This is a genomic window from Leucobacter sp. USHLN154, from assembly GCF_037145595.1.
Classification (GTDB): domain Bacteria; phylum Actinomycetota; class Actinomycetes; order Actinomycetales; family Microbacteriaceae; genus Leucobacter; species Leucobacter alluvii.
Window position 1 is genome coordinate 737,609 of sequence record NZ_JBBCXF010000001.1, and the last position, 25,878, is coordinate 763,486.

19 protein-coding genes are annotated in these 25,878 nt (G+C 67.8%); 12 read left to right on the plus strand and 7 right to left on the minus strand.

Going from position 1 to position 25,878, the window contains the following annotated elements; all coding sequences use genetic code 11:
- Nucleotides 1-2: 2 nt before the first annotated feature.
- On the minus strand, nucleotides 3-3,152 hold the full coding sequence (locus tag WFH23_RS03465) for a hypothetical protein (RefSeq protein WP_336661580.1): 3,150 nt from the start codon (nucleotides 3,150-3,152) through the stop codon (nucleotides 3-5).
- A gap of 259 nt (nucleotides 3,153-3,411) precedes the next feature.
- Between WFH23_RS03465 and WFH23_RS03470 the strand changes: the two genes are divergently transcribed.
- From WFH23_RS03470 to gatB, 9 genes are all read left to right on the plus strand, one after another.
- On the plus strand, nucleotides 3,412-5,433 hold the full coding sequence (locus WFH23_RS03470; RefSeq protein ID WP_336661581.1) for a glycosyltransferase: 2,022 nt from the start codon (nucleotides 3,412-3,414) through the stop codon (nucleotides 5,431-5,433).
- Nucleotides 5,434-5,510: 77 nt separating this feature from the next.
- Nucleotides 5,511-6,476 (plus strand): tetratricopeptide repeat protein, encoded by a 966-nt coding sequence (locus WFH23_RS03475; protein ID WP_336661582.1) that lies wholly within the window; start codon nucleotides 5,511-5,513, stop codon nucleotides 6,474-6,476.
- Between the two features lie 10 nt (nucleotides 6,477-6,486).
- On the plus strand, nucleotides 6,487-7,680 hold the full coding sequence (locus tag WFH23_RS03480; protein WP_336661583.1) for a cysteine desulfurase family protein: 1,194 nt from the start codon (nucleotides 6,487-6,489) through the stop codon (nucleotides 7,678-7,680).
- A gap of 85 nt (nucleotides 7,681-7,765) precedes the next feature.
- On the plus strand, nucleotides 7,766-8,932 hold the full coding sequence (gene mnmA / locus WFH23_RS03485) for a tRNA 2-thiouridine(34) synthase MnmA (protein WP_090148280.1): 1,167 nt from the start codon (nucleotides 7,766-7,768) through the stop codon (nucleotides 8,930-8,932).
- A gap of 29 nt (nucleotides 8,933-8,961) precedes the next feature.
- Nucleotides 8,962-11,331 carry an NAD-dependent DNA ligase LigA gene (gene ligA / locus WFH23_RS03490; RefSeq protein ID WP_336661584.1) on the plus strand — a complete coding sequence of 790 codons (2,370 nt, stop codon included), beginning with the start codon at nucleotides 8,962-8,964 and terminating at the stop codon, nucleotides 11,329-11,331.
- A 121-nt stretch (nucleotides 11,332-11,452) separates the two neighbouring features.
- The gene (locus WFH23_RS03495) at nucleotides 11,453-12,109 is read left to right on the plus strand and encodes a DNA-3-methyladenine glycosylase I (RefSeq protein ID WP_336661585.1); all 657 of its coding nucleotides are present in this window, start codon (nucleotides 11,453-11,455) and stop codon (nucleotides 12,107-12,109) included.
- A gap of 76 nt (nucleotides 12,110-12,185) precedes the next feature.
- A complete protein-coding gene (gatC, locus tag WFH23_RS03500; RefSeq protein WP_090148286.1) occupies nucleotides 12,186-12,506 on the plus strand; it encodes an Asp-tRNA(Asn)/Glu-tRNA(Gln) amidotransferase subunit GatC in 321 nt (106 codons plus the stop codon).
- 8 nt (nucleotides 12,507-12,514) lie between these two features.
- Entirely contained in the window at nucleotides 12,515-14,065 is a 1,551-nt protein-coding gene (gene gatA, locus WFH23_RS03505) for an Asp-tRNA(Asn)/Glu-tRNA(Gln) amidotransferase subunit GatA (RefSeq protein WP_200329271.1), read from the plus strand.
- Nucleotides 14,065-15,585 carry an Asp-tRNA(Asn)/Glu-tRNA(Gln) amidotransferase subunit GatB gene (gene gatB, locus WFH23_RS03510; RefSeq protein WP_200329269.1) on the plus strand — a complete coding sequence of 507 codons (1,521 nt, stop codon included), beginning with the start codon at nucleotides 14,065-14,067 and terminating at the stop codon, nucleotides 15,583-15,585. The genes gatA and gatB overlap by 1 nt, the downstream gene beginning before the upstream one ends.
- A gap of 68 nt (nucleotides 15,586-15,653) precedes the next feature.
- Here the strand turns inward: gatB and glpK are convergent, their stop codons facing one another.
- From glpK to WFH23_RS03525, 3 genes are all read right to left on the minus strand, one after another.
- A complete protein-coding gene (gene glpK, locus WFH23_RS03515) occupies nucleotides 15,654-17,168 on the minus strand; it encodes a glycerol kinase GlpK (RefSeq protein WP_336661586.1) in 1,515 nt (504 codons plus the stop codon).
- Nucleotides 17,169-17,213: 45 nt separating this feature from the next.
- Nucleotides 17,214-17,978, minus strand: coding sequence for an MIP/aquaporin family protein (locus WFH23_RS03520; protein ID WP_090148294.1), 765 nt, complete (start codon nucleotides 17,976-17,978; stop codon nucleotides 17,214-17,216).
- A gap of 98 nt (nucleotides 17,979-18,076) precedes the next feature.
- Entirely contained in the window at nucleotides 18,077-19,798 is a 1,722-nt protein-coding gene (locus tag WFH23_RS03525) for a glycerol-3-phosphate dehydrogenase/oxidase (RefSeq protein ID WP_336661587.1), read from the minus strand.
- A 112-nt stretch (nucleotides 19,799-19,910) separates the two neighbouring features.
- Between WFH23_RS03525 and WFH23_RS03530 the strand changes: the two genes are divergently transcribed.
- Nucleotides 19,911-20,873: a sugar-binding transcriptional regulator gene (locus WFH23_RS03530; protein ID WP_211648113.1), complete on the plus strand. Its 963-nt coding sequence runs from the start codon at nucleotides 19,911-19,913 to the stop codon at nucleotides 20,871-20,873.
- Nucleotides 20,874-20,899: 26 nt separating this feature from the next.
- Nucleotides 20,900-22,117 (plus strand): DNA polymerase IV, encoded by a 1,218-nt coding sequence (gene dinB, locus WFH23_RS03535; protein WP_336661588.1) that lies wholly within the window; start codon nucleotides 20,900-20,902, stop codon nucleotides 22,115-22,117.
- A gap of 7 nt (nucleotides 22,118-22,124) precedes the next feature.
- Here dinB and WFH23_RS03540 read toward each other — a convergent pair whose 3' ends face one another.
- The 3 genes from WFH23_RS03540 to WFH23_RS03550 are packed head-to-tail and all read right to left on the minus strand — an operon-like array spanning nucleotide 22,125 to nucleotide 23,382.
- Nucleotides 22,125-22,739, minus strand: coding sequence for a DUF2017 family protein (locus WFH23_RS03540; RefSeq protein WP_200329261.1), 615 nt, complete (start codon nucleotides 22,737-22,739; stop codon nucleotides 22,125-22,127).
- The gene (gene clpS, locus WFH23_RS03545; RefSeq protein ID WP_442918676.1) at nucleotides 22,736-23,044 is read right to left on the minus strand and encodes an ATP-dependent Clp protease adapter ClpS; all 309 of its coding nucleotides are present in this window, start codon (nucleotides 23,042-23,044) and stop codon (nucleotides 22,736-22,738) included. The genes WFH23_RS03540 and clpS overlap by 4 nt, the downstream gene beginning before the upstream one ends.
- On the minus strand, nucleotides 23,035-23,382 hold the full coding sequence (locus WFH23_RS03550) for a metallopeptidase family protein (protein WP_090148305.1): 348 nt from the start codon (nucleotides 23,380-23,382) through the stop codon (nucleotides 23,035-23,037). Before WFH23_RS03550 ends, clpS begins: the two co-directional genes overlap by 10 nt.
- 142 nt (nucleotides 23,383-23,524) lie before the next feature.
- Between WFH23_RS03550 and WFH23_RS03555 the strand changes: the two genes are divergently transcribed.
- Nucleotides 23,525-25,849 (plus strand): putative bifunctional diguanylate cyclase/phosphodiesterase, encoded by a 2,325-nt coding sequence (locus WFH23_RS03555; RefSeq protein ID WP_336661590.1) that lies wholly within the window; start codon nucleotides 23,525-23,527, stop codon nucleotides 25,847-25,849.
- Nucleotides 25,850-25,878: the final 29 nt, after the last annotated feature.

Here is a 25,878-nt window from a genome sequence, read left to right on the forward strand (position 1 = left end):
CGTCACTGCGTCGTCGAAGACGTGTCGGTCCCTGGCGCTTCAGAGGCGCCCGGCTCCGACGAGTCTGCCGAGGCGGCACGGGCGTCTTCCGAGGTGGAGCGAGCCGCTGCGGTCGACTCGACCTCGTCGGCTGGCAGCGCCTCAGCGATGGGCTGCGCCACAAGTCGGCCCGCGACCGTGCTCATCTTCTGCGCATTGGTGATGACCTCGCCGAGACTCTCGAAGTAGCGCGCTACGGCACCGCGTTCGACCTTCAACTGCGTCATCCGATCCTCAGCGGCCGCGAGCACCTTGGTCGCGCGCTCTTCAGCAGCGGCGAACGTCGTCTGGGTGCGCTGCTCCGCCTCCATGACGATCTCGGCGGCATGGCGCTCCGCTGCTGCACGCACGTTTCGTGCATCCTGAGTCGCTTCCGTGCTCAGGCGCTCGTATTCCTCGCGCGCGGCTTCCAACTGGGACTTGAGCTCGGAGAGTTCGGATCGCGTGGCTTCGAGTTCCCGTTGCGACGTCTCAGATGCGAGACGCTGACGCTCCGCGAGATCGCGCTCGAAGTCCTCTCGCTGCTGCGCGATGCCGGTGCTGAAGGTCGCGCTCTCCCGCTCGATGCGTTCCGTCATCTGGCGCACCGCGTCCTCGGTCTCTTCGCGCGCACGCGCCAGGCGCGCTTCTTCTTCGGCGCGATGCTCGGCCAGTTCTGCCACAGTGTCTGCGCGCAGCAGATCGGTCTCTTCGATCACCGCTGCGCGTTTCGCGGCGACCTCGCGTTCGATAGCGGCTGCCTGCTCCTCGCGCTCGCGCGCGAGGTCCGCCTCGTGCTGCGCGACCGCCGCCGCGATCGTGCGATCGTGCTCCTCGCGCTCCCGCGACACATCATCGGCGAGGCGTGCTCGCTCGCGCTCGATCTGGAGTTCGAGGCTCTCCCGCTCGAGGCCGAGCGCCTCGGCCGCCTCGTCACGCTGGATCCGGAGCCGCTCCGCCTCGGCGGCGCGCTCATCGGCAAGTCGCTGCTCGTGCTCTCGGGACTGCGATGCCAGGCGCTCTTCGTGAATGGTCGTCTCGTCGGCGATCCTCGCTGCGTGCTCCTGCTGATCCCGCTCCTGCTGACGTGCGATGGTTTCTCGCGTCTCCAGCATTTCGCGCTCGTGAGCGGTGAGCTCCGCGGCAATGCGCTGGCGATGCTCGTCCCATTCGGAGATCACGCGATCCTGATGGGCTGCCAGCTCGGCGCCGAGTCGGTCTTCGTGCGCCGCGACCTCGGCTGTCAGGCGGGCATCGTGTTCTTCCTGCTTCGCGGTGAGTTCCCGTTCGAGCGCTGTCCGCGCAGCCTCCTGCTCGCTCGCGAGCTCGGCACGACCGGCAGCCAGCGCAGCCTCGTGCTCTGCGCGCTCCGCCTGGATCCGCGTCTCGTGCTCACTCAGTTCTGCCGCGAGAGATGCGTCGTGGTCCTCGCGCTCATGCGCGATCGTCGCGCGATGCGCATCCCATTCCTCAGCGATGCGCCGCTCGTGGGCAGCTCGCTCCGAAGCGATCGCCGTATCGTGCGACTCCCGTTCGGATCGAAGATCCGCGTCGTGCTGGGAGCGCTCCTCCGTGATGGCACGGTCGTGAGCGGTCCGCTCCTCAGTGATGGCGGCCTCGTGGGCGTCCCGCTCCTGCGCGAGCCGCGATACGTGAGCGGCGAGTTCATCCGAGAGTCGCACTTCCTGCCGCTGCTGCTCATCGGCGATGCGCGCCTCGTGCGCCGCTCGTTCGTCGCTGAGGGCGGCATCGTGCGCGGCGCGCTCCTCGCGAATGGCGGCCTCGTGCTCCGAGCGCTCGGCGCTGATGCTGGTCTCGTGCTCGTTTCGCTCGCGCGAGATCAGTTCGCGATGCTCGGCCAGTTCGGCCGCCAGTGCTGCGTCGTGAGCATCGCGCTCGTTCGACAGCTCCGCTCGATGCGCTGCAGCTTCACGCTCGAGGAGCCGGTCGTGATCCTCGCGCTGCGCTGCGAGTCGCGTCTCCAGGCTCGCAGCGGCCGCGGCGCGATCCTCGGCCGCCGAGGCGTCGGCTCGCTCTCGTTCTCGTTCTGACTGCGCGGCCCGGCTCGTCAACTCCTGCTCGAGCGCTTCGCGCTCTCGGACGATGCCGGCCTCGTGCTCCGCTCGCTCCTGAGCGATGCGGTCGACGTGCGTCTGAGCCTCGGCGCGCAGGCGACGGTCGTGCACCTCGCGCTCCTGGCTGAGTGCTGCATCGTGCTCGGCCCGCTCTTGCGCGATGCGTCCGCGGAGCGTTTCGACCTCGGTGGTGAGCGCGCGTCGCTGAGCTTCGATGTCCGCCTCGAGGGTGCGCTGCTGCTCGGTGTAGCGCTCCTCCAGCTCAGCTTCTTCGCGCTGTCGTCTCGCTTCGAACTCCGCGCGGGCCCGCTCGCCCTCCTGCACGAGGCGCGCACGCTCGAGTTCCGCCTCGCGCTCGTTCTCCGCCTTCTGGCGCTCGAACGCCTCGGCTTGGATCTCGGTCCGGGCGCGGAGCTCGTTGGCCGCGGCACGGGATTCCGTCGTGATCCGCTCGGCCTGCGCTTCGGCCGCGGCGATCGCGGCTTGGGCCTCTCGATGCGCGGTCTCGCGCTCCGAGAGCGCCTCTCGCTCGGCGCTGCTCCGGGTCAGCTCGGCTTCCCTGCGCGCTTCATCGAGGAGCCGCTCGCGCTCGGAATTCGCAGCGGCGCTCTGCGTCGCAACGTCGTTGCGCGCACCCGTCAGAATGATCTCCGCCTGCTCCGAAGCCGACGTCAGCAGTTCGTCGGCGCGTCGCTGCGCCTGGGTGAGCACCCGGCGGCTCTCCTCCTCGGAGGAGCGACGCAGCTTCTCAGCGTCGAGGTCCGCCTGCGCCATCAGTCGCTGGGCGTGATCCTCGGCAACCTGCAGGCTCTTCTCCACGCGAAGCCCGAGCCCGGAGTACCCGGAGGCGCCGAGTTCGGCTACCTGCTCCTGCAGATCGGCGATCAGCTGCCGCTGCTCGTCCCCGGCATGCGATGCCTGCCGGTGCGCCTGCTGCAGGGATTCGAGGTGCGATTGCAGGGTCGCGATGTGACCGGTCAGCGCGCCGACGCGTTCGTCGACCTCATCACGGTTGTAACCGCGGAACGCGGGGGAGAACTGCTGGGCTGGTTCGGACACGGGCCCTCCGGAATCTGAATGTCGTCGCGTGCCCGACCGGGTCGCGACGAGAACACAATTGCCACCCAACGATAGCGTAACCGACAGCGGACGGCAGGGGAGCAGAGCCCCTCCGAACGGTCGCGGCGAAGACCTCAGAAACGAAGTCCTCATGTCACACCCGGGAAGCTCCGGTAGCGTTGGAGGCTGAAGATCCGTGTTCGGGCCCCGCGGCTTCCATCGCTCGCTCCCGGACCGACGCGAAAGTAGAGGAGATCCCGTGCGACATGCGCTTGCGATCGCAGTGCTCGTGCTGTCTGGAGTGCTTCTGCTGCTCGGGCTCGGGCAGCGCACATTCCTCGCCGGTCCGGCAGAGATCAGTTTGCCCGTCGACACCCAGTCGGAAGCGGCCTTCGCCGTGGTCGACGGCACCGAGTTCGCGAAGCTCCCCGGCCAGGCGAACGTCGTGGTGCAGGGCGCCGACGCGTTCGTCGCCACCGCGATGACACGCGACGTCGATGCCTGGCTGGCCCCGTTCCCGCACGCCGAACTCACCGTGGACCAGCGGAAGCAGCGACTCCTTACGGCGTTGATCCCCGGGGCCCCTGCGGAAGCGTCGGAGACCGGTTCCGGAGCCGTGACGACGGAGGCCGACGCAGCGGGCGACGGGCTCGACCCTCGGGGGAGCGACCTGTGGCTCGACTCCCGATTCATCGACGGCAACGGAGGATCGACCGAGACCGAGACGCTCCGCGTTCCAGTGTCCATCGCCGTCGACCAGTCGGTGCTGATCGCGACCAACGGGACGGACCCGATTCCGAGCGAGGTGTCCCTCGTGTGGGCGCAGGATCGCAGCACGCCGTGGGCCGGGCCGTTGCTGGCAGCGGGAGGCGTGCTCGCGATCGTCGGCGCGGTGCTGTACCTGCTCGCCGTCGACCATGATCGTCGGGGCCTCGGTCCTCGCCGTGGACGCCGAGGACCGCTGCAAGGGCTGAGGAATGCGTTCGCACGACCGGAGCGCCGCGGTCGGAGTGCTGCGCCGCGAGCCGATGCCCGTGCAGACGCTCCGCCGAGAGGAGAGCGCATGACGCTGAACATTCGGAACCGAGCGGGTCGGGACGGCATGATCGCCCGATCGAGGCAGAACCGACGATACGGGCGCCGCCTGCTCCCCGTGCTGGGAATCGCCGCGGTGCTCGGGCTGTCGGGTTGCTCCGCCGAGTACTGGCCGCAGATGGGCCCGAAGCCGGTGGAAGAAACGCCGACGGCGCAGCCGTCGTCCATCGCGCCGGTGCCCGTCACGGAAGCGCAACTGCATCGCATCGTCGAGCAGGTCTCCGCGGCGGCGAACGAGGGCGACGACGACCTCGACGCGGCCGCGCTCGACGAGCGGTTCGTCGACGACGCCCTCGCGCAGCGCACGGCGAACTACACGATTCGCGCTTCGGTGCCCGATTATGCGGTGGTTCCGCCCAGGATCACCGATGAAGAACTCGACTACGCGCTGGTGCAGAGCACGGAGTCCTGGCCGAGAACCGCGTTCGTCACCGTGGCGTCGTCGTCCGGCAAGACCGATGCCGATGCTGCGGCCGGCGGGACCGCCGACGGTTCGGCGGATGCCGCTTCCGCAGCGGCTGACGCCGATGCGGAAGCGGGAGACGGCGCGACGGATGAGCAGACCTCTCCGTCGCTCGCCCTGATCATGACGCAGCAGTCGCCGCAGGAGAACTTCGAGGTGTCGCGCGTGATCGCGCTGCGCGGAGGCATCTCAATGCCTCAGGCGGCCCCGGCCGAGGACGGCACGGCACTGCTTTCCAACGACATCGAGACGCTGATGCTGCCGCCCGGCGAGGTCGGGGCAGCCTACGCTTCGCTGCTCGAGAACGGCACTGAAGCTCCGGAGGCCGAGCTCTTCGACCTCGAGAGCGACACGCTCCTCGAGAACTACGGCAAGGCTCGTGCCGCTGCGGCGCAGCAGCAATCCGACGAGAAGGGGCAGACGATGAAGTACAGCGCGACTGCCCGACAGGGCGACGCGCCGGTCGTCGCGCTCTCGACGGGTGCCGGCGGCGCGCTGGTCGCCACGACCGTCATCGATGAGCAGATCGTCGACGCTGCCGGCGGCCGATTCAAACCGCAGGCGCAGGGTGCGATCACGGCGCTCTCCGGCCTGGAGGGCGAGCAGGAGCGTCTCGTGCAGCAAGTCGCGCACCAGATGCTGTTCTTCGTGCCCAGCAAGTCGGAGGATGCGAAGATCGAGCTGCTCGGCGTCACGAGCGAGCTCGTCGGCGTCACGAACTAGCGTCGACGGGGCGCCGCGGCCAGACGGCTCATGCCGCCCCGTCGATGAGGACCGAACATGAGGAAGGATCGATCACGATGACACAGCAGATTCCAGAGCGACTGCCAGGTGGAGGGGTGGATCTCAGCCACCTCGCAGCGCGCGCGGCTGCTCCCCAGGGGGGTGCCCCATCTGCGGCGCCCGGGAGCGCTGCTGGCGGCTCCGTCGTCGATGTCCCGTCGCTCGTCATCGATGTCACCGATGCCACATTCGAGCAGGCCGCTCAGCTCTCCAGCGTCGTCCCCGTCGTGGCACTGCTGCGGTCTGCTCGGAGCGAGCCCTCCGTGTCGCTCGGATCGGTGCTCGAGCAGGTCACTCGCGAACTCGGCGGACGACTGCTTCTGGCCAGGATCGACGTCGATGCCAGCCCCGGTCTCGCGCAGGCGTTCCAGGCGCAGGCGGTTCCGACGGTCATCGCACTGGTCGCGGGGCGGCCGGTTCCCCTCTTCCAAGGCCCGGTTCCCGAGGAGCAGGTTCGCGAGTACTTCGGGCAGCTCCTGCAGCTCGCGGAGCAGCACGGCGTCACCGGCCGCGTGAACGCTCCCGATATCGAGGACGCTGACGAGCAGGCCGCTCCGGCAGAACCGGAGATTCCAGCGGCGCACCTCGCGGCCATCGAAGCCGCCGAGCGCGGTGACTACGAGCAGGCCATCACCGAGTGGGAGGCCGTGCTCACGCGCTCCCCGGCGGACGCCGAAGCGCGAGCTGCGCTCGTGCAGGTGAAACTGCTGCATCGCCTGCAGGGGCTCAGCGCCGACGAGATTCGCAGCGGTGCGGCAGCCGCGCCCGGCGACGTCGAGGCGCAACTCCGCGTCGCAGATCTGGACGTCTCCGGGGGCCATGTGGAAGACGCCTTCCTGCGGCTGCTCGACCTGTTCGTCGAGCAGGATGCCGAGGGGCGAGCAACGATCCGTGAACGGCTGCTCGAACTGTTCGAGGTCGTGGGCGTCGCCGATCCGCGAGTCGCAGCGGCCCGCAGCCGTCTCGCCAACCTCCTCTACTGAGCGCGACGCCATGATGGTGGGCGGGCGCGCGTATCTCGACCATGCTGCGACATCGCCGATGCCCGAAGCGGTGCTGGAGGTCTACACCGATGCACTCCGCACGGTGGGGAACCCGGCGTCGACGCACGGACACGGCCAGCGGGCGAGTCAGCTGCTGGAGGCCGCCCGCGACAGCATCGCCCGGATGGTCGGCTGCGACCACGCCGAGCTCATCCTCACGGCGGGCGGGACAGAGTCGATCAATCTCGCGCTCAAGGGACTCTACTGGTCGCGTCGTCGCTCCGGTTCAGGGCCGGTCGTGCTGATCGCCGAGGGCGAGCATCACGCGACCATGGAGACCGCGGAGTGGCTGCGTGATGTTCAGGGCGCGGAGCTGGTCGGCGTGCCGATCGATGAGAACGGCCTGCTGACGCCGGGGGCGCTCGAAGCCGCGATCGCCGCAGCGGGCGCCGATCGAGTCGCGGTCATCTCGTTTCTCTGGGCGAACAACGAGGTCGGCACGCTGCAACCCGTGCGGGAACTGTGCGCGATAGCCGCGGCCCACGGCGTGCCGGCCCACGTCGACGCCGTCTCGGCGCTCGGGCAGGTTCCGATCGATTTCGCAGCATCGGGAGCCTCGGCGCTCAGCCTTTCGGCGCATAAGGTGGGTGGACCGGTCGGCGTCGGCGCCGTGATCCTCGGCCGCCGGGTCACCGTCGAGCCGCTGCTGCACGGCGGGAGCCAGCAGCGATCCCGTTCCGGTACGCAGGACGTCGCCGGTGCCGTAGCCTTCGCTGCGGCGCTCGAGATGCTCCTCGATGAGGAGGGGCGTCCCCGACGCAATGGCCTCTCCCACTTGGAGCGCCTGCGCGACCGACTCATCTCCGGCGTGCGCGAGGCGGATCCGACCGCGGTGCTCCGCGGAGCCCCAGCCGGTGCGGGCCGACTGCCGGGCAATGCCCACTTCACCTTCCCCGGCTGTCAAGGCGATTCGCTCGTCTTCCTCCTCGACGGTGCCGGCGTCTCGGTCTCCGTCGGCTCCGCGTGCCAGGCCGGGGTGGCCGAGCTCTCGCATGTGCTGCTCGCCATGGGGGTCGCTCCCGAAGACGCGGCAGGGGCGCTGCGTTTCACGCTGGGCCAGGAGAGCACGGAGTCGGAGGTGGATGCGCTCCTCGCGGCGCTCCCTGCGGCGCTGCGTTCGGCCCGTGCGGCAGGGCTCAGCTGACTCGAGCTTCGCGGTTCAATCCGCGACGGGCAGCCGACGATTTCGCGGAGTCGACTCCCGGGTTTCGGACGACTAGAATGCTCTGGTGAAGATTTTGGCAGCGATGAGCGGGGGCGTGGACTCTGCCGTGGCCGCCGCCCGCGCTGTAGAGGCCGGCCACGAAGTGGTCGGCGTGCATCTGGCGCTCAGCCGGATGCCCGGCACCATCCGCACCGGCTCGCGGGGGTGCTGCACCATCGAGGATGCGATGGACGCGCGTCGCGCCGCGAATCTGCTCGGCATCCCGTTCTACGTCTGGGACCTGAGCGAGCGGTTCAAAGAAGACGTGGTCGACGACTTCATCGCTGAGTACGCTGCGGGCCGCACACCGAACCCGTGCATGCGCTGCAATGAGAAGATCAAGTTCGCCGCCCTGCTCGACAAGGCGATGGCCCTCGGTTTCGACGCGGTCGCGACGGGGCACTACGCGACACTCGCGGAGGGTGCTCACGGCCCGGAGCTGCATCGTGCGAGCGCTTGGGCGAAGGATCAGTCGTACGTGCTCGGCGTGCTGACGGAACGCCAGCTCGCTCATTGCTATTTCCCGCTCGGCGATACCCCGTCGAAGCAGCTCATCCGGGCCGAGGCCGCGGAGCGCGGATTGCAGGTCGCTCAGAAGCCGGACAGCCACGACATCTGCTTCATCCCCGACGGCGACACGCGAGGATGGCTCTCGGATCACGTCGACCGCACGCCCGGAGACATTCTCGATGAGTCGGGCGACGTCGTCGGCAGTCACGACGGAGCGCACGGATACACGGTGGGCCAGCGCCGCGGGCTGCAGCTCGGGCGTCCGGCTCCGGACGGGAAGCCGAGATACGTGCTCTCCATCCGCCCCGTTTCGAATCAGGTCGTCGTCGGCCCGAAAGAGCAGCTCGAGATCTCCAGGATCGCGGGGGGACGGTTCAGCTGGGCCGGGGAGCCCGGGTTCGAGCTCTCGGAGCGCTTCGGCTGCGATGTGCAGATCCGGGCGCACGCCGATCCCGTGCCCGCCTTCGCCAGGCTCGAGCCGATCCTGCCGGAGGAGCGAACGGAGCTGCATCGCGCGGACGCGACCCACGAGGTCGTCGTCGATATCGACCTCGAGCACGCGGAGCCGCTCGTCGGCGTGGCGCCGGGGCAGACAGCCGTGCTCTACGTGGGAACGCGTGTACTCGGGCAGTTCACGATCGATCGTGCGGTGCCGCTGGAGACGGCCGCAACCCGCTCCTGAATGTCGGACCTCGCTTCTACACTGGAGGCGTGAGCACGAACGCGCAGCAGATCCCCGAAGACTTCGACGCAGCCCGCGAGGAGGCGAAGCGTCTCTCCGACGAGGTCGAGCGACTGCGCGTCGCCTACTACTCCGAAGCATCGAGCCTCGTATCGGACGCGGAGTACGACGAGATGTTCCGTCGCCTCGAAGCGATCGAGCGGGCATTCCCCGAGCTGGCGAGCCAGGACAGCCCGACTCGCGAAGTCGGGGCCGCTGTGGTGTCGGCAGGGTTTCCCGAGCACCAGCACGCTGAGCGCATGCTCAGTCTGGACAACGTCTTCTCCATCGAGGAGTTCCGCGAGTGGGCGGCGAAGGTCCGCACCGCAGCCGGTCGCCCCGTGCGCTGGCTCTCCGAGCTCAAGATCGACGGATTGGCGATCAGCCTCGCGTACCGAGACGGCGTGCTGGAGACGGCGACCACTCGCGGCGACGGGCGCGTCGGAGAAGACATCACCGAGAATGTGGCTCTCATCCCGGTGATTCCGCGCAGATTGCACGGAAGCGGGTTCCCAGCGTTCTTCGAAGCTCGCGGCGAGGTGTTCTTGACCTCCGAGGACTTCGCCGCCCTGAATGAGCGCCAGCACGAACTGCAGCAGGCCTACATCGACGAGCAGTCGGCCAAGGGGCGCGACATCGAGCAGATTCCCGTGCGGTACGCCGAATTCGCGAACGCCCGCAACACCGCGGCCGGGAGCCTGCGCCAGCGAGCGGAGAAGAAGTCCGAGACCGAGCTCATCCTCATGCGGGAGCGCCTCGCGAGGCTCTCGCTGTACGTGCACGGCATCGGTGCATGGCCGGATCCGGCTATTGAGAATCAGTCGGATGTGTACGAGCTTCTGGCGGAGTGGGGTCTGCCCGTTTCGCCGCACTCGCGAGTGTTCGACTCGGTCGACGAGGTCGCGGCGTTCATCGAGGATCGGGGGGAGCACCGCCATGATGTCGAGCACGACATCGACGGCATCGTTGTGAAGGTCGACGAGCTCTCGCTGCACGGAGAACTCGGAGAGACGAGCCGGGCCCCGCGGTGGGCGATCGCGTACAAGTACCCGCCCGAGGAGGTGCACACGCGCCTCATCGACATCCGCGTCGGCGTCGGACGCACTGGGCGCGCGACACCGTACGCCGTCATGGAGCCGGTGAAGGTCGCCGGTTCGACGGTGCGCCAGGCGACGCTGCACAACCAGCAGGTCGTCCAGGCCAAGGGCGTGCGGATCGGCGACACCGTCGTGCTGCGCAAGGCGGGCGACGTGATCCCGGAGGTGCTCGGTGCCGTGCTCGAGCTGCGGGATGGCACGGAGCGAGAATGGCAGATGCCCGATGTCTGCCCCGAGTGCGGTACGCCGCTCCGGCCGATGAAGGAGGGCGACATCGACCTCCGCTGCCCGAACGCCCGAGCATGCCCCGCACAGGTGCGCGGCCGAGTGGAGCACATCGGCTCGCGCGGAGCGCTCGACATCGAGGTACTCGGTGAGATCACCGCGGCGGCGCTCACGCAGCCCGAGGTGCCAGCAGCGCCGCCTCTCGAGACCGAGGCAGGGCTCTTCGAGCTGACGTTGGAGCAGATCGTGCCGATCGAGGTGATCGTCCGGGACGCCGAGACGGGCGAGCAGCGCGTCGACGAGGCAACGGGCGAGTTCGTGCGGCGCGCGCCGTTCCAGCGCGTGACCTACGAATACCCACCTGCCGCCGAAGGGCTGAGCGCAGCCGAGCGACGTCGAGCGGGGCTTCGCAAAGACCATCGCGTCGTCCGGCCTTCTCGCGACGCCGAGACGTTCCTCTCCGAGCTCGAGAGAGCAAAGACCAAACCGCTCTGGCGTCTGCTGGTCGCGCTCAATATCCGGCACGTCGGGCCCGTAGCGGCACGGGCGCTCGCCGACTGGTTCGGTTCGCTCGACGCCATCCGCAGCGCGTCGCAGGAGGCGCTCGCCGAGGTCGACGGGGTCGGCGGCATCATCGCGGAATCGTTGATCGCCTGGTTCGACGTCGATTGGCACCGCGAGATCGTGGATCGGTGGAGCGCCGCCGGCGTGCAATGGGCCACTCCCGGGCATGCCGGGCCGGGTGCCGCTGGTGCGGACGGGGTGCTGTCCGGGCTCACGATCGTGGCAACGGGATCGCTCGACGGATTCACCCGTGAGGGCGCGACCGAAGCGATCATCGCCGCCGGCGGGAAGGCCGCTTCGAGTGTCTCGAAGAAGACCGATTTCGTCGCTGCCGGGCCAGGGGCGGGCTCGAAGCTCGCGAAAGCCGAAGAACTGGGCATCCCGGTGCTCGATGCAGCTCAGTTCGCGCTGCTCGTGACGGAGGGGCCGGATGCGATCGGACAGCCTGATTCTCCGCCCACAGACGCTGAGTGAGACGAAATTTGTCGACTTATGCACACCCGTCCGCTCGAACATGTCTGCGCATCTCGCGGAAGATACGGTGAGATGACCGATAGCGGCTGCAGGCCGCGCCGATCTTCGTGAAGGAGCGCCGATGGCAGAGAACACCGACACACCGGTTCGCGCAGCATGGGCACGGCAGGATCCGCTGCTGACGGCCTACTACGACGCGGAGTGGGGGATGCCGGTGTTCGACGACGACGGCGTATTCGAACGTCTCTCCCTCGAGGCGTTCCAATCAGGACTGTCGTGGCTGACGGTGCTGCGCAAACGCGTCGCATTCCGCGAGGCATTTGACGGTTTCTCGATCGAGCAGGTGTCGCGTTACAGCGATGGCGACGTCACACGGTTGCTCGCCGATGCGCGCATCATTCGCAACGAGCGGAAGATCATCGCCACGATCGCGAACGCGCGGGCGGCCCTTCGGCTCCGCGAGGAGGATGGGATAGGCCTCGCAGAGTTCGTCTGGTCGTTCCGCCCGGAGCGATCGCCCGTGCCCGCGCGCGACGCCGACGTACCGACGCTCTCCTCGGAATCCACAGCGTTGGCGCGTGCGCTCAAACGCCGAGGGTTCGCGTTCGTCGGTCCGACGACCGTCTACGCCCTGATGACGGCGATCGGGATCGTCGACGCGCATGTGGCGACGAGTCATCGACGCGGATGCTCGGAGCTCTGGTCGCCCGATGGGACCTGGGCGGGAGCCGATCTGCCATTTCAGGCTCCGGTGACGGCCCCGCGAATCCCCGGCTGAGCGCCGCTGAGATCTCGCGCTCGAGCCGCCGATAGGATGGTGGGCGTTCCCAGATGACCCCTCCCGATGGAGCAGCATGCCTGAAGCCAGCGCGGCGAGCACCGAGATCACGGCGGACACCGTCGCACATCTCGCGGGCCTCGCACGAATCGCCCTCACCAACGACGAGATCGGGGCGCTCACCAGCGACCTCGACTCGATCCTGACCCACATCGCGAAGGTCGGCGAGGTGACGACCCCCGATGTCCCCGCGACCAGTCACCCCATTCCACTGAGCAACGTCACGCGGCCCGACATCGTCTCCGACGTGCTGACGCAGGAGGAAGCGCTCGCGAACGCACCGGAGACCACCGACGGCATGTTCCGCGTGTCCTCGATCCTCGGTGAAGAGCAGTGAGCGCCGCGATGAACGACGTGATCCAGCTGACTGCGGCCGAGCTCGCCGCTCGGCTCACCGCGGGTGAGGTGTCCTCCGCAGAAGCGACGCAGGCTCATCTCGATCGCATCGCCGCCGTCGACGGAACACTCAACGCGTTTCTCGCGACCGACGCCGAGATCTCACTCGCAGCGGCGCGCGACATCGACGCCCGCCGCGCATCCGGAGAGTCGCTCGGAGAGCTCGCCGGAGTGCCCCTCGCCATCAAGGACGTGCTCGTCACGACTGACATGCCGGCGACCTCGGGATCGAAGATCCTCGAGGGATACCGTTCGCCCTTCGACGCGACGGCCGTCGCGCGGGCGCGTGCAGCCGGTCTGATTCCCATCGGCAAGACGAACATGGATGAATTCGCGATGGGTTCTTCGACCGAGAACTCGGCCTACGGACCCACGCTGAATCCGTGGAAGCTCGACCGCGTTCCCGGTGGTTCAGGAGGCGGCTCCGCCGTGGCGGTGAGCGCTTTCGAAGCCCCGCTCGCACTCGGCTCTGATACCGGCGGATCGATCCGACAGCCTGCCGCCCTGACCGGCACCGTCGGCATGAAGCCGACCTACGGCGGCGTGAGCCGCTATGGCGCGATCGCGCTCGCCTCGTCGCTCGATCAGATCGGGCCGTGCGCCCGCACGGTGCTCGACACGGCGCTGCTGCACGACGCCATCTCCGGGCACGATCGGCACGACTCGACATCGCTCGACTTCGCGTGGCCGTCGATGGCTGCAGCTGCGCGAAGCGGTGCAGACCCCGCCACCCTCGCCGGCCTGCGCGTCGGCGTCGTGAAGCAGCTGATGATCGACGGCGTGCAATCAGGGGTGCAGGCGCGGTTCGAGCAGGCGCTCGATCTGCTCACCGCTCAGGGTGCGGAGATCGTCGAGATCGATGCGCCGCATTTCGAGTACGCGGTGGCGGCCTACTACCTCATCCTTCCCGCAGAGGCCTCGAGCAATCTCGCGAAGTACGACTCCGTGCGATTCGGGCTCCGCGTGACGCCGCAGGGCGGGGCGACCGTGGAGGGCGTGATGAGCGAGACTCGTGCGGCAGGGTTCGGTGCCGAGGTGAAACGACGCATCATCCTCGGCACCTACGCGCTGTCAGCGGGCTACTACGACGCCTACTACGGCAGCGCCCAGCAGGTGCGCACGCTGATTCAGCGTGATTTCGCCGCCGCTTTCGACCAGGTCGACGTGATCGCCTCGCCGACCGCGCCCACCACCGCTTGGGCGCTCGGCGCTCACTCCGGAGACCCCATGCGCGATTACCTCAATGACGCGACGACGATTCCCGCGAACCTCGCGGGAATCCCCGGCATCAGCCTGCCCATCGGCACGGCGAGCGAAGACGGCCTCCCGGTCGGTCTGCAGCTCATGGCCCCCGCCTTCGAAGACGCGCGGCTCTACCGCGCCGGAAGCGCCATCGAACAGCTCATCGCCGATCGCGACGACGCGCCGTTCTGGACGCAGGCACCGGAGCTCGATGCAGCCTTCCTTGCGACGGCCCAGACCGGAAAGGCGACGAACTGATGGCCAAGACGAAGCTGATGGATTTCGACCGCGCACTCGAGCTCTTCGAACCGGTGATCGGCCTCGAGGTGCACGTCGAGCTCAACACGAAGACCAAGATGTTCTCGACCGCGCCGAACATCTTCGGCTCGGAGCCGAACACGAACCTCGCGCCGGTGTGCCTCGGGTTGCCCGGCTCACTCCCCGTGCTCAACCATGAGGCGGTGCGCTACTCCATCAGCCTGGGTCTGGCGCTCGGATGCGAGATCGCCGAGGTTTCCGGGTTCGCGCGCAAGAACTACTTCTACCCGGATATGGGCAAGAACTACCAGATCTCGCAGTACGACGATCCGATCGCCCACGACGGGTCGGTCGAGATCGAACTCGCGTCAGGTCGCATCATCCATGTGCCGATCGAGCGTGCTCACATGGAAGAGGACGCGGGCAAGCTGAACCACGTCGGGGGATCGACGGGCCGCATTCAGGGCGCCGAGTACTCCCTGGTCGACTACAACCGGGCGGGCGTGCCGCTCGTCGAGATCGTCACCCGTCCGATCTTCGGCGGAGAGGCGGATACCCCGGAGATCGCGGCGGCGTACGTCTCGACCATTCGGGACCTGGTCGTGTCGCTCGGCATCTCAGACGCGCGTATGGAGCGCGGGAACATCCGATGCGACGCGAACGTGTCGCTGCGACCGCGAGGCAATGAGGGCGCCGGAATGTCGGTGCTCGGCACGCGGACCGAAACGAAGAACGTCAACTCCCTGCGCTCCATCGAGCGCGCCGTCCGGTTCGAGATCCAGCGCCAGGCGCTGATTCTCGATGGCGGCGGGACGATCACGCAGGAGACACGGCACTGGCACGAGGATACGGGGGAGACCTCGCCCGGCCGTCCCAAGAGCGATGCAGACGACTACCGCTACTTCCCCGAACCGGATCTCGCCCCGCTCACTCCCGAGCGCGAACTCATCGAGGAACTGCGCGCGCAGCTCCCCGAGCATCCGACGTTGCGTCGTCGACGCCTCCGCGGGGAATGGCAGTTCTCGGCGCTCGAGTTCCAGGACCTCGTCAACGCAGGCCTGCTCACCACCATCGAGCAGACGGTCGCCATCGGGGTGCCCCCGCAGACGGCTCGCAAGTGGTGGACCGGTGAGATCGCGCGCATCGCGAATGAGCGGTCGACGCCCTCGGCAGACCTCATCACGCCCGCCCAGGTCGCCTCGGTCGTCGAGCTCATCGATGCGGGAACGCTCAACGATAAGCTCGCGCGCCAGGTGATCGCCGGAATCATCGACGGCGAGGGGACCGCCGCCGAGATCGTCGAGTCCAGAGGTCTGGCGATCGTCTCGGACGACGGCGCGCTCATCGAGGCCGTGGATGCGGCGCTCGCCCAGCAGCCCGACGTCCTCGCGAAGATTCGCGACGGAAAGGTGCAGGCGGCCGGCGCGATCATCGGAGCCGTCATGAAGGCGATGCGAGGTTCGGCCGACGCAGCGCGCGTGCGAGAACTCGTGCTCGAACGGGCATCAGCCGCCGAATAGCTTCGGGGGAGACGCACAGAGGCCGGCAGCTCGATGAGCTGCCGGCCTCTGTGCGCACGCGCGCTGTGTCAGCGCACGTCTTCGTCGACCCAGTCCATGGACTTCGTCACAGCCTTGCGCCACTGACGCAGCAGCCGCTCCTGCTCGGCGGAGTCGAGCTCCGGCTCCCATCGGCGATCCTCCTGCCAGTTGGCGGACAGATCATCGAGTCCCGACCAGAAACCGACCGCGAGCCCCGCCGCATACGCCGCACCGAGCGCGGTCGTCTCCGAGACCACGGGCCGCACGACCGGTACGCCGAGGATGTCGGCCTGGAACTGCATGAGCATGTCGTTGGCGACCATGCCGCCATCGACTTTCAGCTCGGTGAGATCGACGCCGGCATCGGCGTTCACCGCATCGAGCACGTCCCGCGTCTGGTACGCGACAGCCTCGAGCGCAGCCCGAGACAGGTGTCCCTTGTTGGCGTAGCGCGTGAGCCCGAGGATGGCGCCGCGCGCATCGGGGCGCCAGTAGGGCGCGTACAGGCCGGAGAAGGCGGGCACGATGTACACGCCGCCGTTGTCCGGCACGCTGTCGGCGAGCTGCTCGACCTCCGGCGCGTCCGAGATGATGCCGAGCTGGTCCCGCAGCCACTGGATGAGCGATCCGGTGACGGCGATGGAGCCTTCGAGTGCGTAGTGCGTGGGTCCGTCGCCGAGCTTGTAGCCGACGGTGGTGAGGAGGCCGTTCTTCGAGTGGATGATCTCCTCGCCCGTGTTGAAGATCAGGAAGCAGCCCGTTCCGTACGTGTTCTTCGACTCACCGGCGGTGAACGCCGCCTGGCCGAAGGTGGCTGCCTGCTGGTCGCCCAGGATGCCGGCGATCGGCGTCTCGCGCAGCAACGAGGAATCCTCGGCGGTTCCGTACACCTCGGAGGATGACTTGATCTCGGGAAGCATCGACCTGGGGACGCCGAACGCTTCGAGGATGTCGTCTCGCCATTCGAGAGTCTTCAGATCCATGAACAGCGTGCGCGATGCGTTGGTCACGTCGGTGACGTGCACGCCGTGCTCCGAGCCGCCGGTGAGGTTCCAGATCACCCAGCTGTCGGTGGTGCCGAACAGCAGATCGCCCGCATCGGCGGCTTCGCGCGCCCCCTCGACATTCTCGAGGATCCAGGCGACCTTCGTCCCGGAGAAGTAGGTCGCAAGGGGGAGGCCGACGATGTCCTTGAAACGTTCGATCCCGCCGTCCTCCGCGAGTCGGTCGACGATGTCCTGCGTCCGCGTATCCTGCCAGACGATCGCGTTGTAGACGGGCTTGCCCGTCTTCCGGTTCCAGACGACCGCGGTCTCGCGCTGATTGGTGATGCCGATCGCCGAGATGTCGTGCCGAGTGAGATCGGCTCGCCCCAGTGCGATCCCGATGACCTCCTGCACGTTGCGCCAGATCTCGAGCGCGTCGTGCTCGACCCAGCCGGCCTGCGGCATGATCTGCTCATGCTCCTTCTGACCGACCGAGATGATGGTGCCGCTCTTGTCGAAGATGATCGCCCGACTGGAGGTGGTTCCCTGGTCGATCGCGATGATGTATTCAGACATGGTGTTCCTTTCGTATCAGCTTCGTTGCTCGTGCGGGTGCGTGGGTCAGGCCGCGGCCGCGGCGAGGCCCAGGACCAGCGGGGAGACGAGTGCGGCGATCGCTCCGCCGACGAGCGGTCCGGCGACGGGCACCCAGGCGTAGCCCCAGTCGCTGCCGCCCTTGCCCTTGATCGGCAGGATCGCATGCGCGATGCGCGGGCCCAGGTCTCGGGCGGGGTTGATCGCGTAGCCGGTCGGTCCGCCGAGGGAGGCGCCGATGCCGACGACGACGAGCGCGACGGGAAGCGCGGTCAGCGGCCCGAGGCCCCCGGGCACGCCGACCTGGATGTCGCCGTAATCCGCGAAGGCGAACACCGCGAAGACGAGTACGAAGGTGCCGATGACCTCGGTGAGGAAGTTGCCGAACGGGGTTCGGATCGCTGGGCCGGTCGAGAAGACGCCGAGCTTCGCGGCGGGATCGGGTTCTGCATCGAAGTGCGAACGGTACGCAACCCAGCAGAGCACGGCACCGACGATGGCTCCGAGGAGCTCGGCGGCTGCGGCGACGAGGAACTGCACCACGCTGATCTTGCCGGCGATCGCGAGCCCGATGCCGACGGCGGGGTTCAGGATGGCGCCGGAGTAGGCGGAACCGAGCACGCCGACGAAGACGGCGAGGCCCCAGCCCCAGTTGACCAGCAGGAACCCGCCGGCGTTCCCCTTCGTCTTCGCCAGGGCGACGTTGGCGACGACGCCGCAGCCCAGGAGTACGAGGAGAGCGGTACCGACGAACTCGGAGAGGAAGTAGTACCCGAGATTGACATCTGGCATGTCGTCATTGACCTTTCAAACAAGCGAGGGCTGAGCCTCGCGATGGGTGGTGAGTTCGGGCGCGGAGCGTTGGCGCCGCACCCGACGGGTCGCCCCGCTCAGATATCGACGACCGCGCCTCCGCGTTCGACATCGATACGGTGAGCGGTGCGAAGCAGTTGCGCCATGCGGCGGATCTCCTCATCGACGCGAGCACCGTCCCAGTTCAGGACGGGCGCGATCGCCTCCGCGGCTGCGCGCACGCGCTCGAGGGTCAGTCCCCCCAAGAATGCGATGGAGGTGCGGCGGAGCAGGAGGTCGTCGAGATGGACGACCTGCTCGGAGGCTGCGAGATGCGCGAGCTCGGCTGCCGTGTATCCCGGGAGCAGAGCGATCGTCTCGTCGTGCTCGGGCGTCGCGGCCAGTACTTCATCGGCTCGGGTGCCGTACCGGTCGAGCAGCACCTCGACGCGACTGCGGTCGTTGCCGTCCGCGCGCTCCGCCACCCAGCGGGTGCGCGCGGCGCGGCCTTTCGGGAAGTCCTTCCCGCCGCCGATCGCGAGTGTCTCCGTGCCGACGCTTCGGGTCTTCCCGAGCAGCTCGAGGGTGTCGTTCGCGAGGTGCGCGGCGAGTGCTCGGAAGGTGGTCCATTTGCCGCCGACGAGGCTGAGGAGCGGAACCCCGGCATGCTCGGAGGGCTCGATGCGGTAGTCGCGGGACACGAAGCCGGGCGCCGTGTCGTCGTGGCGGGGAAGCGGCCGGATTCCTGAGAACGTGTAGACGATCTGCGACCGATCGACGGAGATGTCGGGGAAGACGTGGCCCACGAGATCGATGAAGTAGTCGACCTCCTCGCTCGTGCAGGAGGTCGGCGCGCTGGGGTCCGCGTCGATGTCGGTGGTGCCGACGAGCACGCGATCCTTCAATGGGTAGATCAGCACGATCCGGCCGTCGGAGTGCTCGAAGAAGATCTCTCGTCCACCGGTGGCGGCGAGGAGCTCGGGGTGGTCGAGCACGATGTGCGAGCCCTTCGTGCCGCCCATGAACCGCGTGCCGCGGCCGAGCGCTTCGTTGGTGAGATCGGTCCACGGCCCGCTGGTGTTGAGGATCACCTTCGCCGTGACGTCGAAGACGTCGCCGGTGGTCTCGTCGCGCAGTTGCACTGCACCGTTCTCGAAGCCGACAGCGGGAAGGTAGTTCGCCGCCCGCGCGCGGTCGCCGCCCGCGACGATTCCGTCGTGCAGGACGTCGAGGGCGAGGCGCTCGGGGTCGTGCATCGACGCGTCGTAATAGGTCGCCGTGTACTTCACATCGCTGTTCAGGCGCGGCAGATCGCTGAGCGATCGGCGGCGTCCCCGGAACTTGTGGCGGGGCACCTGTCCGCCGTCGCGCGAGAAGGTGTCGTACAGCGTCAGCCCGATCTTGATGAGCGCGGCTCCGCGCTCCCGAGCCTTTCCGCGGCCGTGGGTCACGAGCAGACGGAACGGCGCCGAGAGAATGCCGGAGAATGTCGAGAAGATCGGGATCGTCGTCTCGAGGGGGCGCACGTAATGCGGTGCCGTGCGCAGCAGGCGGTTGCGCTCTGCGACCGCCTCCTGGACGAGGCGGAACTCGCCGTTCTCGAGGTAGCGCACCCCGCCGTGCACCATGTGGCTCGATGCCGAGGATGCGCCGGAGACGAAGTCGCCGCGCTCCACGAGTGCGACGTCGACTCCCTGCAGCGCGAGTTCGCGGAATGTCGCAATGCCGTTGATGCCGCCGCCGATGATGAGGACTTCGGCGTGGGGGCGATCCCGCAGGCTGCGAACCGCGGGACGGGTGGTCGGCGTGCGATCATTCATGACTTCAACCTTTCGACGTTCGAGGTCAGCTTCCACCCGCCGTGCACCAAGTTGCAAGCTCATTGCACGTATGTGCATGATGTGTTCATCAAAGCGAGCGAAGGGGGCAGTAATGACTGCACATTCGTCCAGATCGCGTGACGCTCTGCGAGCGGCGCAACTCTACTACCTGCAGCATCTCACGATGGAGGCGATCGCGCAGGAGATGCGCGTGTCCCGATCCTCGGTGTCGCGCCTGCTCACGCACGCACGCGACTCAGGGCTCGTCGAGATCCAGGTGCATTCACCCCAGGAGGCCCGATCTCAGCTCGAACTGCGCATGGCTGAGCGGTACGGCATCACGGCGCACGTCGTGTCCTCTCCCGCGCGCGCGACGGACGCCGACCGCCTCGAGCGAACTGCGCGCACCGCCGCGCATCGCGTCGCCGCCGCCGTCACCGATCGTTCGACCGTCGGCGTCGCATGGGGTGCGACCATGAGTGCGGTCGCGCGGCATCTGCCCTCGAAGACGGTGCACGAGGCGCGAGTCGTGCAGATGAACGGTGCGGCCAACGTGCGCACGACGGGAGTGTCCTACTCCGCCGAGCTGCTCGGCGGGTTCGGCAACGCGTTCGCGGCCTCCGTGTACCAGTTCTCCGTCCCGGCGATCTTCGACGACCCCGACACGCGCCGAGCGCTCTGGCGGGAGCGATCCGTGAGCCGAGTGCTCGAATTGCAGGCATCGAGCGACGTCTACGTCTTCGGGCTGGGATCACGGATCGGCGACCCGAGATCGCGGATCTACTCGGGCGGATACCTCGACCGCGAGGACCTGCAGGAGCTCGTGCGGGCCGGTGTGGTGGGCGACTGCGGAACCGTCTTCTACCGCAACGACGGAAGCACCGACGGCGTCGCCCTGAACGAGCGCTCGAGCGGACCTTCGCTCGACACCGTGCGGCGCATCCCGCATCGACTGTGCGTCGTTTCGGGTGCCGCGAAGCGGGAGAGTCTTCGCGGGGCGCTCGCTGCTCGGATCATCACGGAGCTGGTCGTGGACGAAGAACTCGCGCGGCTCGTCGTGGACGCTGGCGGCTGAGCCGTGGACGTGGTGGAATAGTACACATGTTCGATTCGCCGCGAGAGATCGCCTCCGTGCTGCACGTCGACATGGATTCCTTCTTCGTATCGGTGGAATTGCTCGAACGCCCGGAACTCGTGGGGCTGCCGGTGGCGGCCGCGCACGACACCGCGCGTTCCGTGGTGTCGAGCGCCAGCTACGAGGCGCGCCGGTTCGGGGTGCGTTCGGCGATGCCCGTCGCTCGCGCCAAACAGCTCTGCCCGCAGCTCGTGCTCGTCGAGCCCGTCTACGCGAAGTACCGCAGCGCTTCGAAGGCGGTGATGGCCGTGTTCCAGGAATTCACTCCGCTCGTCGAACCGCTGAGCATCGACGAGGCGTTTCTCGACGTCGCCGGCACCGTACGGCTCTTCGGACAGCCGGTGGAGATCGCCCGTGCGATCCGCGAGCGGGTGCGCGAGCGCACGGGTCTGCCCGCTTCGGTGGGTCTCGCCGGGACGAAGTTCGTCGCGAAGCTCGCGTCGCAGCGCGCAAAACCTGACGGCATCCTCGAAATCCCTCCGCAGCGCACCCTCGAGTTCTTGCACCCGTTGCCGATCGGAGCGATGTGGGGTGTCGGGCAGGCGACGGAACGGGCACTGCACGCGCGTGCGATTCGGACCGTGGGGGAGCTCGCCCGTGAACCGATCCACTCGCTCGAACGAATCGTCGGTGGGGCGAGCGCACGGCGGCTGCACGAGTTGGCGAATGGCCGAGACGCGCGGCGCATCGAGACTACTCGCTCGGAGAAGAGCATCGGGCACGAGGAGACGTTCGCGCACGACGTCTCAGACGCTGGAGTGCTGCAGCGTGAGCTCCTGCGGCTCGCCACGCGCACGGGCGAGCGCCTGCGCGGAGCCGGAGCCGAGGCGCGGACGATCTCCATCAAGGTTCGCTGGGGCAATTTCGAGACCATCACGCGTTCGCGCACCCTTCCGGAGGCGACGGATGCGACGCAGCGGATCTATCACACCGCACGGGAACTCTTCGACGGGCTCGATCGCGGCGGACGCGCGGTGCGGCTCATCGGCGTCAGAGCCGAGCAGCTGCTGCCCGCAGGCAGCGATATCGCTGCGCTCTGGAGCGAAGACGACGGCTGGCGAGCCGTCGATCAGGCCGTGGACGAGGTTCGTGAGCGGTTCGGCGCCTCCGGGGTGACCTCGGCCAGCCTGCTGACGGGAAGAGGCTCCGTCGTCGATCCGCGTTCCCTTGAGTCGCCGGGCTGAAGCGGCCTCAGTCGTCGCCGGGCGTCGGCTCGGCGTCGGGATGCGTGCCGGCGGATTCCGGTTCACCCGACTCGACGATGGCGAGCACCGATTCGAGAATCGCGGCGAGCCAATCGAACACGAGCACGGTGCCTCGAGTCTCCTCGTCATCGAGGAGCCGCGGCCGGTCATCGGGCTCGTCGAGACCGATGCGCGCAGCGATCGCGAGGCGGAGCGCCGTCACGGTGCGCACCCATGCGGGAAGCGTCGTCGGGGAGATGTCCACCTCGACCAGCGCCGTGTCGTCGGGGGCCCCGCCCCCGAGCCCCAGAGCGGCCGTGACGTCCATCGCGTCCTGCAGTTTCCGATTGAGCAGCCCCTGCTCGGTGACACTGCGGAACGCGCCTGCTTCCGCATCCTGCTCGTAGGCGTCGGGGAAGAGGCGGGCGAGCGCCGGATCGTCTGGGGTCGAGTCGGAGCCGCCGACTTCGAGGCTCGCGAACAGGGGATCCGGGTCGAGCGCGGTGCCGCTGTGACTCTGCAGCAACTGGATGAGCTGCGCGATGAGCTGGTCGAGCATGGCCGCCTCGTCGTGGTCGAGCAGGAGCCGCAGGCCATGATCGGGCAGAGGCAGGAGTTTCACAGTTCGCCCGCCCGCCGCACCGTCGCCCAAAGGCCGTATCCGTGCATCGCCTCCACATGCATCTCCATCGTCTCCCGCGAGCCCTCGGCCACGACCGCGCTTCCGGCCTGATGCACCTGCAGCATGAGCTCCTCAGCGCGATCTCGCGTGAACCCGAAGTGCTTCTGGAACACGAACGCGACATACGACATGAGATTGACCGGATCGTCCCAAACGACGGTCTGCCACACCGGAGACTCCAGATGAGCCGGTTCGCCGAGACGCCGAGTCTGCGCCTCCGGCTGCGCCGCCGACATCAGCCCCACCCGAGTTCGTGGATGCGCTCCTCGGTGATGCCGTAGAAGTGCGCGATCTCGTGCACCAGGGTCACCCGGATCTCATGGACGAGATCCGATCGATCGGAGCAGTGGCCCAGCAGGTTCTCTCGGAACAAGATGATGCGGTCCGGCTCCTCGCCGTATCCGTAGACTCCCCGCTCGGCGAGTGAGAAGCCCTCGTACACGCCGAGAATCTCGCTCCCGTCCGACGGGCGGTCCTCGACCAGGAAGATCACGTTGTCGAGCTGCGCGAGCATGTCGTCGTGCAACGAGTCGAGGCCGTCGGCGACCAGCGATTCGAACTCCTCGTGTGAGATGTCGAGCATGTCTTCACCCTACACAGAACCCCTCTGCGGCGTCGTGGAACATTGCGCAAAAACCGGGCGCCCGGTGCGTGACATAATGAGCTGCCGCGTTCATGCACTGAAGCAGGGGGATGCGCCGAACATGGGGAGGAAAGTGGTCGCAGTGAAGCGCTCTGGAGTGGCGAAGGGTGACACCGTATTCGCTGCACCGTTCATCGTCTTCGCGCTCATCGCGATCGGCACCGGCATCGCGCATCTCATCGGGACGGCACCGTCCTCGTGGACGCTGGTGCTCGCCGTCATCGCAAGTGTCATCATCTGCGGGCCCTTCCACATCCGCATCGGCTACGACCGCGGCTTCCCGCAAGCCGGCGTCTCGATCGTGATGCTCTCGATCGAGCCGCTCACCGAGGCTCCGTTCATCGGCGTGTGCATCTGGACGATGGGAGTCCTGATCGCGCAGATCTCCCTTCGACGAAACCTGTGGCTGGCGCTGTACACGACAGGGCTCGCCACCGTCGGGGCAGTCGCCTTCGTCGCCGTGCGCAACGGGCTCGACGCGCTCGGGGTGTGGTTGCTCCCGAGCTTCGTCGCCGCGACCGTGGCCTTCTACGGCGTCGTGCTGCTCGGCGAGTTCGCCCGCCAATGGGGCCGTGAAGAGGTCGACCGCGGCGTGAGCGCGTCTTCGGTGAAACCGAGCCGGCTGGTCCTGCTCGTGGTCGTGGTCTCGCTCACCGCCACACTGATTCACTACATCGATGCGACCGTCATCTCGTGGATCGAGGGCGACCCCGATGTCAGCTTCACGCCGTTCGTCGTGCTGCTCGCCGGTTCGATCTTCTACGTGCTCGCGCAGCGCTCGCGCTCGCACGACATCGAATCCCGTCTCTCCGCGGTGGTGGATGCCGCGATCGAACTCCCGAGGGAGAGCGGTGAGGCGCTGGGCACCGCGCTGCTGAACCGCGCGAGAGGGATCGTGCGCGCCAACGCCGTCGAACTGCGGGACTCACCTCCCGAGAGCGACGAGATCGGCGCCCCGGTGAGCCTCGCCGCAGGGTCGGAGCAGTACCTCGTGGCCTCGCGCAAGCTCGGCGGCAGCGCCTTCAGCCGGGACGACGAGCGGGCCCTGGTCTCACTCGCCCACCTGGCGAGCGAAGCGGCCCGCATGCAGTACGAAGTCGACTCGCTCGAGCAGCGGGCCAACACGGACCCGCTCACGGGCCTGCCGAATTACGGGGCGTTCCAGCAGGCGCTGATCGACGCCAACGAGCACCGCCCCTACCACGAAGGCATCGCGCTGCTGTTCATCGATCTCGATGACTTCAAGAAGCTCAACGACAACTTCGGCCACCGTGCCGGAGACGCGCTCCTCCAAGCCATCGCGGTGCGCCTCGAACGATCGTCGGGCGGCGGCGATTTCGTCTCCCGTGTCGGAGGCGACGAGTTCGTCGTCATCTTCACCGGCCTCGTCTCGATCGATCAGGCGAAGGAGGCCGCCGACCGCGTCATCGCCGCGGTGAGCGAGCGCCTGGATCTCGAGGGGCACGATCTGACGCCGCTGGTGAGCGCCGGTCTGGCCTTCTCGAGCCACCGTGAGATCGATGCTCAGTCCCTCGTCGAGGATGCGGACCGTACGATGCTCCAGGCGAAACGCTCCCGTCGGCAGGGGACGATCGTCGCAGGAAGCACGGTGAGCATCTCGTCGCATCGTTCGACACGGCTCAACGACATCGTGGCCCGAGCCATCGAGGGCAATCGGCTCATGCTCGCCTTCCAACCCATCGTCGACATCTCGACCGGCAAGATCTGGGCGTTCGAGGCGCTGACGCGATACGTCGATCCTGAATTGGGTCCGATCTCGGCTCCATCGCTCATCGCCCGCGCGAAGAGCCTGGGGCTCATGAACGCGCTGACGGAGCAGGTGATCACGAAGGCTCTGCAAGCGGCCGAGCAGTTCCGCAGGCTGGAGCCCAGCATCACCTGCATGACCGTCAACCTCGACCTCGGCCAGATCAGCGACTCCGAGCTCGGACCGTATCTTCGCGAGGCGGCGCAGACGCACCCCGACGTCACCCTCTGCATCGAACTCAACGAGCGCTCCCTGCGTTCCGTCACCGACGAGCTCCGTCGCGATGCGGAGAACCTGCAAGCCGCCGGCCTGATCATCGCGCTCGACGACTACGGCTCGGACGACTCGTCCGTCGGGGCTCTGGTCCACTTCCCGATGAACATCCTCAAGATAGACAAGAGCCTGATCGGCAACCTCGACGACTCTAGGCAGCGGGAGCTCATCAAAGCGCTGCAGGGCTTCGGCGATAATCTCGGTCATACCGTCGTCGTCGAAGGCATCGAGAGCGCCGCCGTAGCGGAGACGCTGCGAGCGCTCGGCGTGCGCAGCGTGCAGGGCTACTACTACGGCCGGCCGCAGTCGTTCGCGCTGACGCGCGACCGGCTCCGTCGCACCGGCACGCGCGCGGAGATCGCGTAGTCGCCGCCCAGTACGTCGGCAGCGGTCAG

Coding starts and splice junctions, on each gene's coding strand:
- WFH23_RS03475 (WP_336661582.1), top strand. CDS start 5,511: ATGACACAGCAGATTCCAGAGCGACTGCCAGGTGGAGGGGTGGATCTC.
- WFH23_RS03480 (WP_336661583.1), top strand. CDS start 6,487: ATGATGGTGGGCGGGCGCGCGTATCTCGACCATGCTGCGACATCGCCG.
- WFH23_RS03495 (WP_336661585.1), top strand. CDS start 11,453: ATGGCAGAGAACACCGACACACCGGTTCGCGCAGCATGGGCACGGCAG.
- gatC (WP_090148286.1), top strand. CDS start 12,186: ATGCCTGAAGCCAGCGCGGCGAGCACCGAGATCACGGCGGACACCGTC.
- gatA (WP_200329271.1), top strand. CDS start 12,515: ATGAACGACGTGATCCAGCTGACTGCGGCCGAGCTCGCCGCTCGGCTC.
- gatB (WP_200329269.1), top strand. CDS start 14,065: ATGGCCAAGACGAAGCTGATGGATTTCGACCGCGCACTCGAGCTCTTC.
- glpK (WP_336661586.1), bottom strand. CDS start 17,168: ATGTCTGAATACATCATCGCGATCGACCAGGGAACCACCTCCAGTCGG.
- WFH23_RS03520 (WP_090148294.1), bottom strand. CDS start 17,978: ATGCCAGATGTCAATCTCGGGTACTACTTCCTCTCCGAGTTCGTCGGT.
- WFH23_RS03525 (WP_336661587.1), bottom strand. CDS start 19,798: ATGAATGATCGCACGCCGACCACCCGTCCCGCGGTTCGCAGCCTGCGG.
- WFH23_RS03530 (WP_211648113.1), top strand. CDS start 19,911: ATGACTGCACATTCGTCCAGATCGCGTGACGCTCTGCGAGCGGCGCAA.
- dinB (WP_336661588.1), top strand. CDS start 20,900: ATGTTCGATTCGCCGCGAGAGATCGCCTCCGTGCTGCACGTCGACATG.
- WFH23_RS03550 (WP_090148305.1), bottom strand. CDS start 23,382: ATGCTCGACATCTCACACGAGGAGTTCGAATCGCTGGTCGCCGACGGC.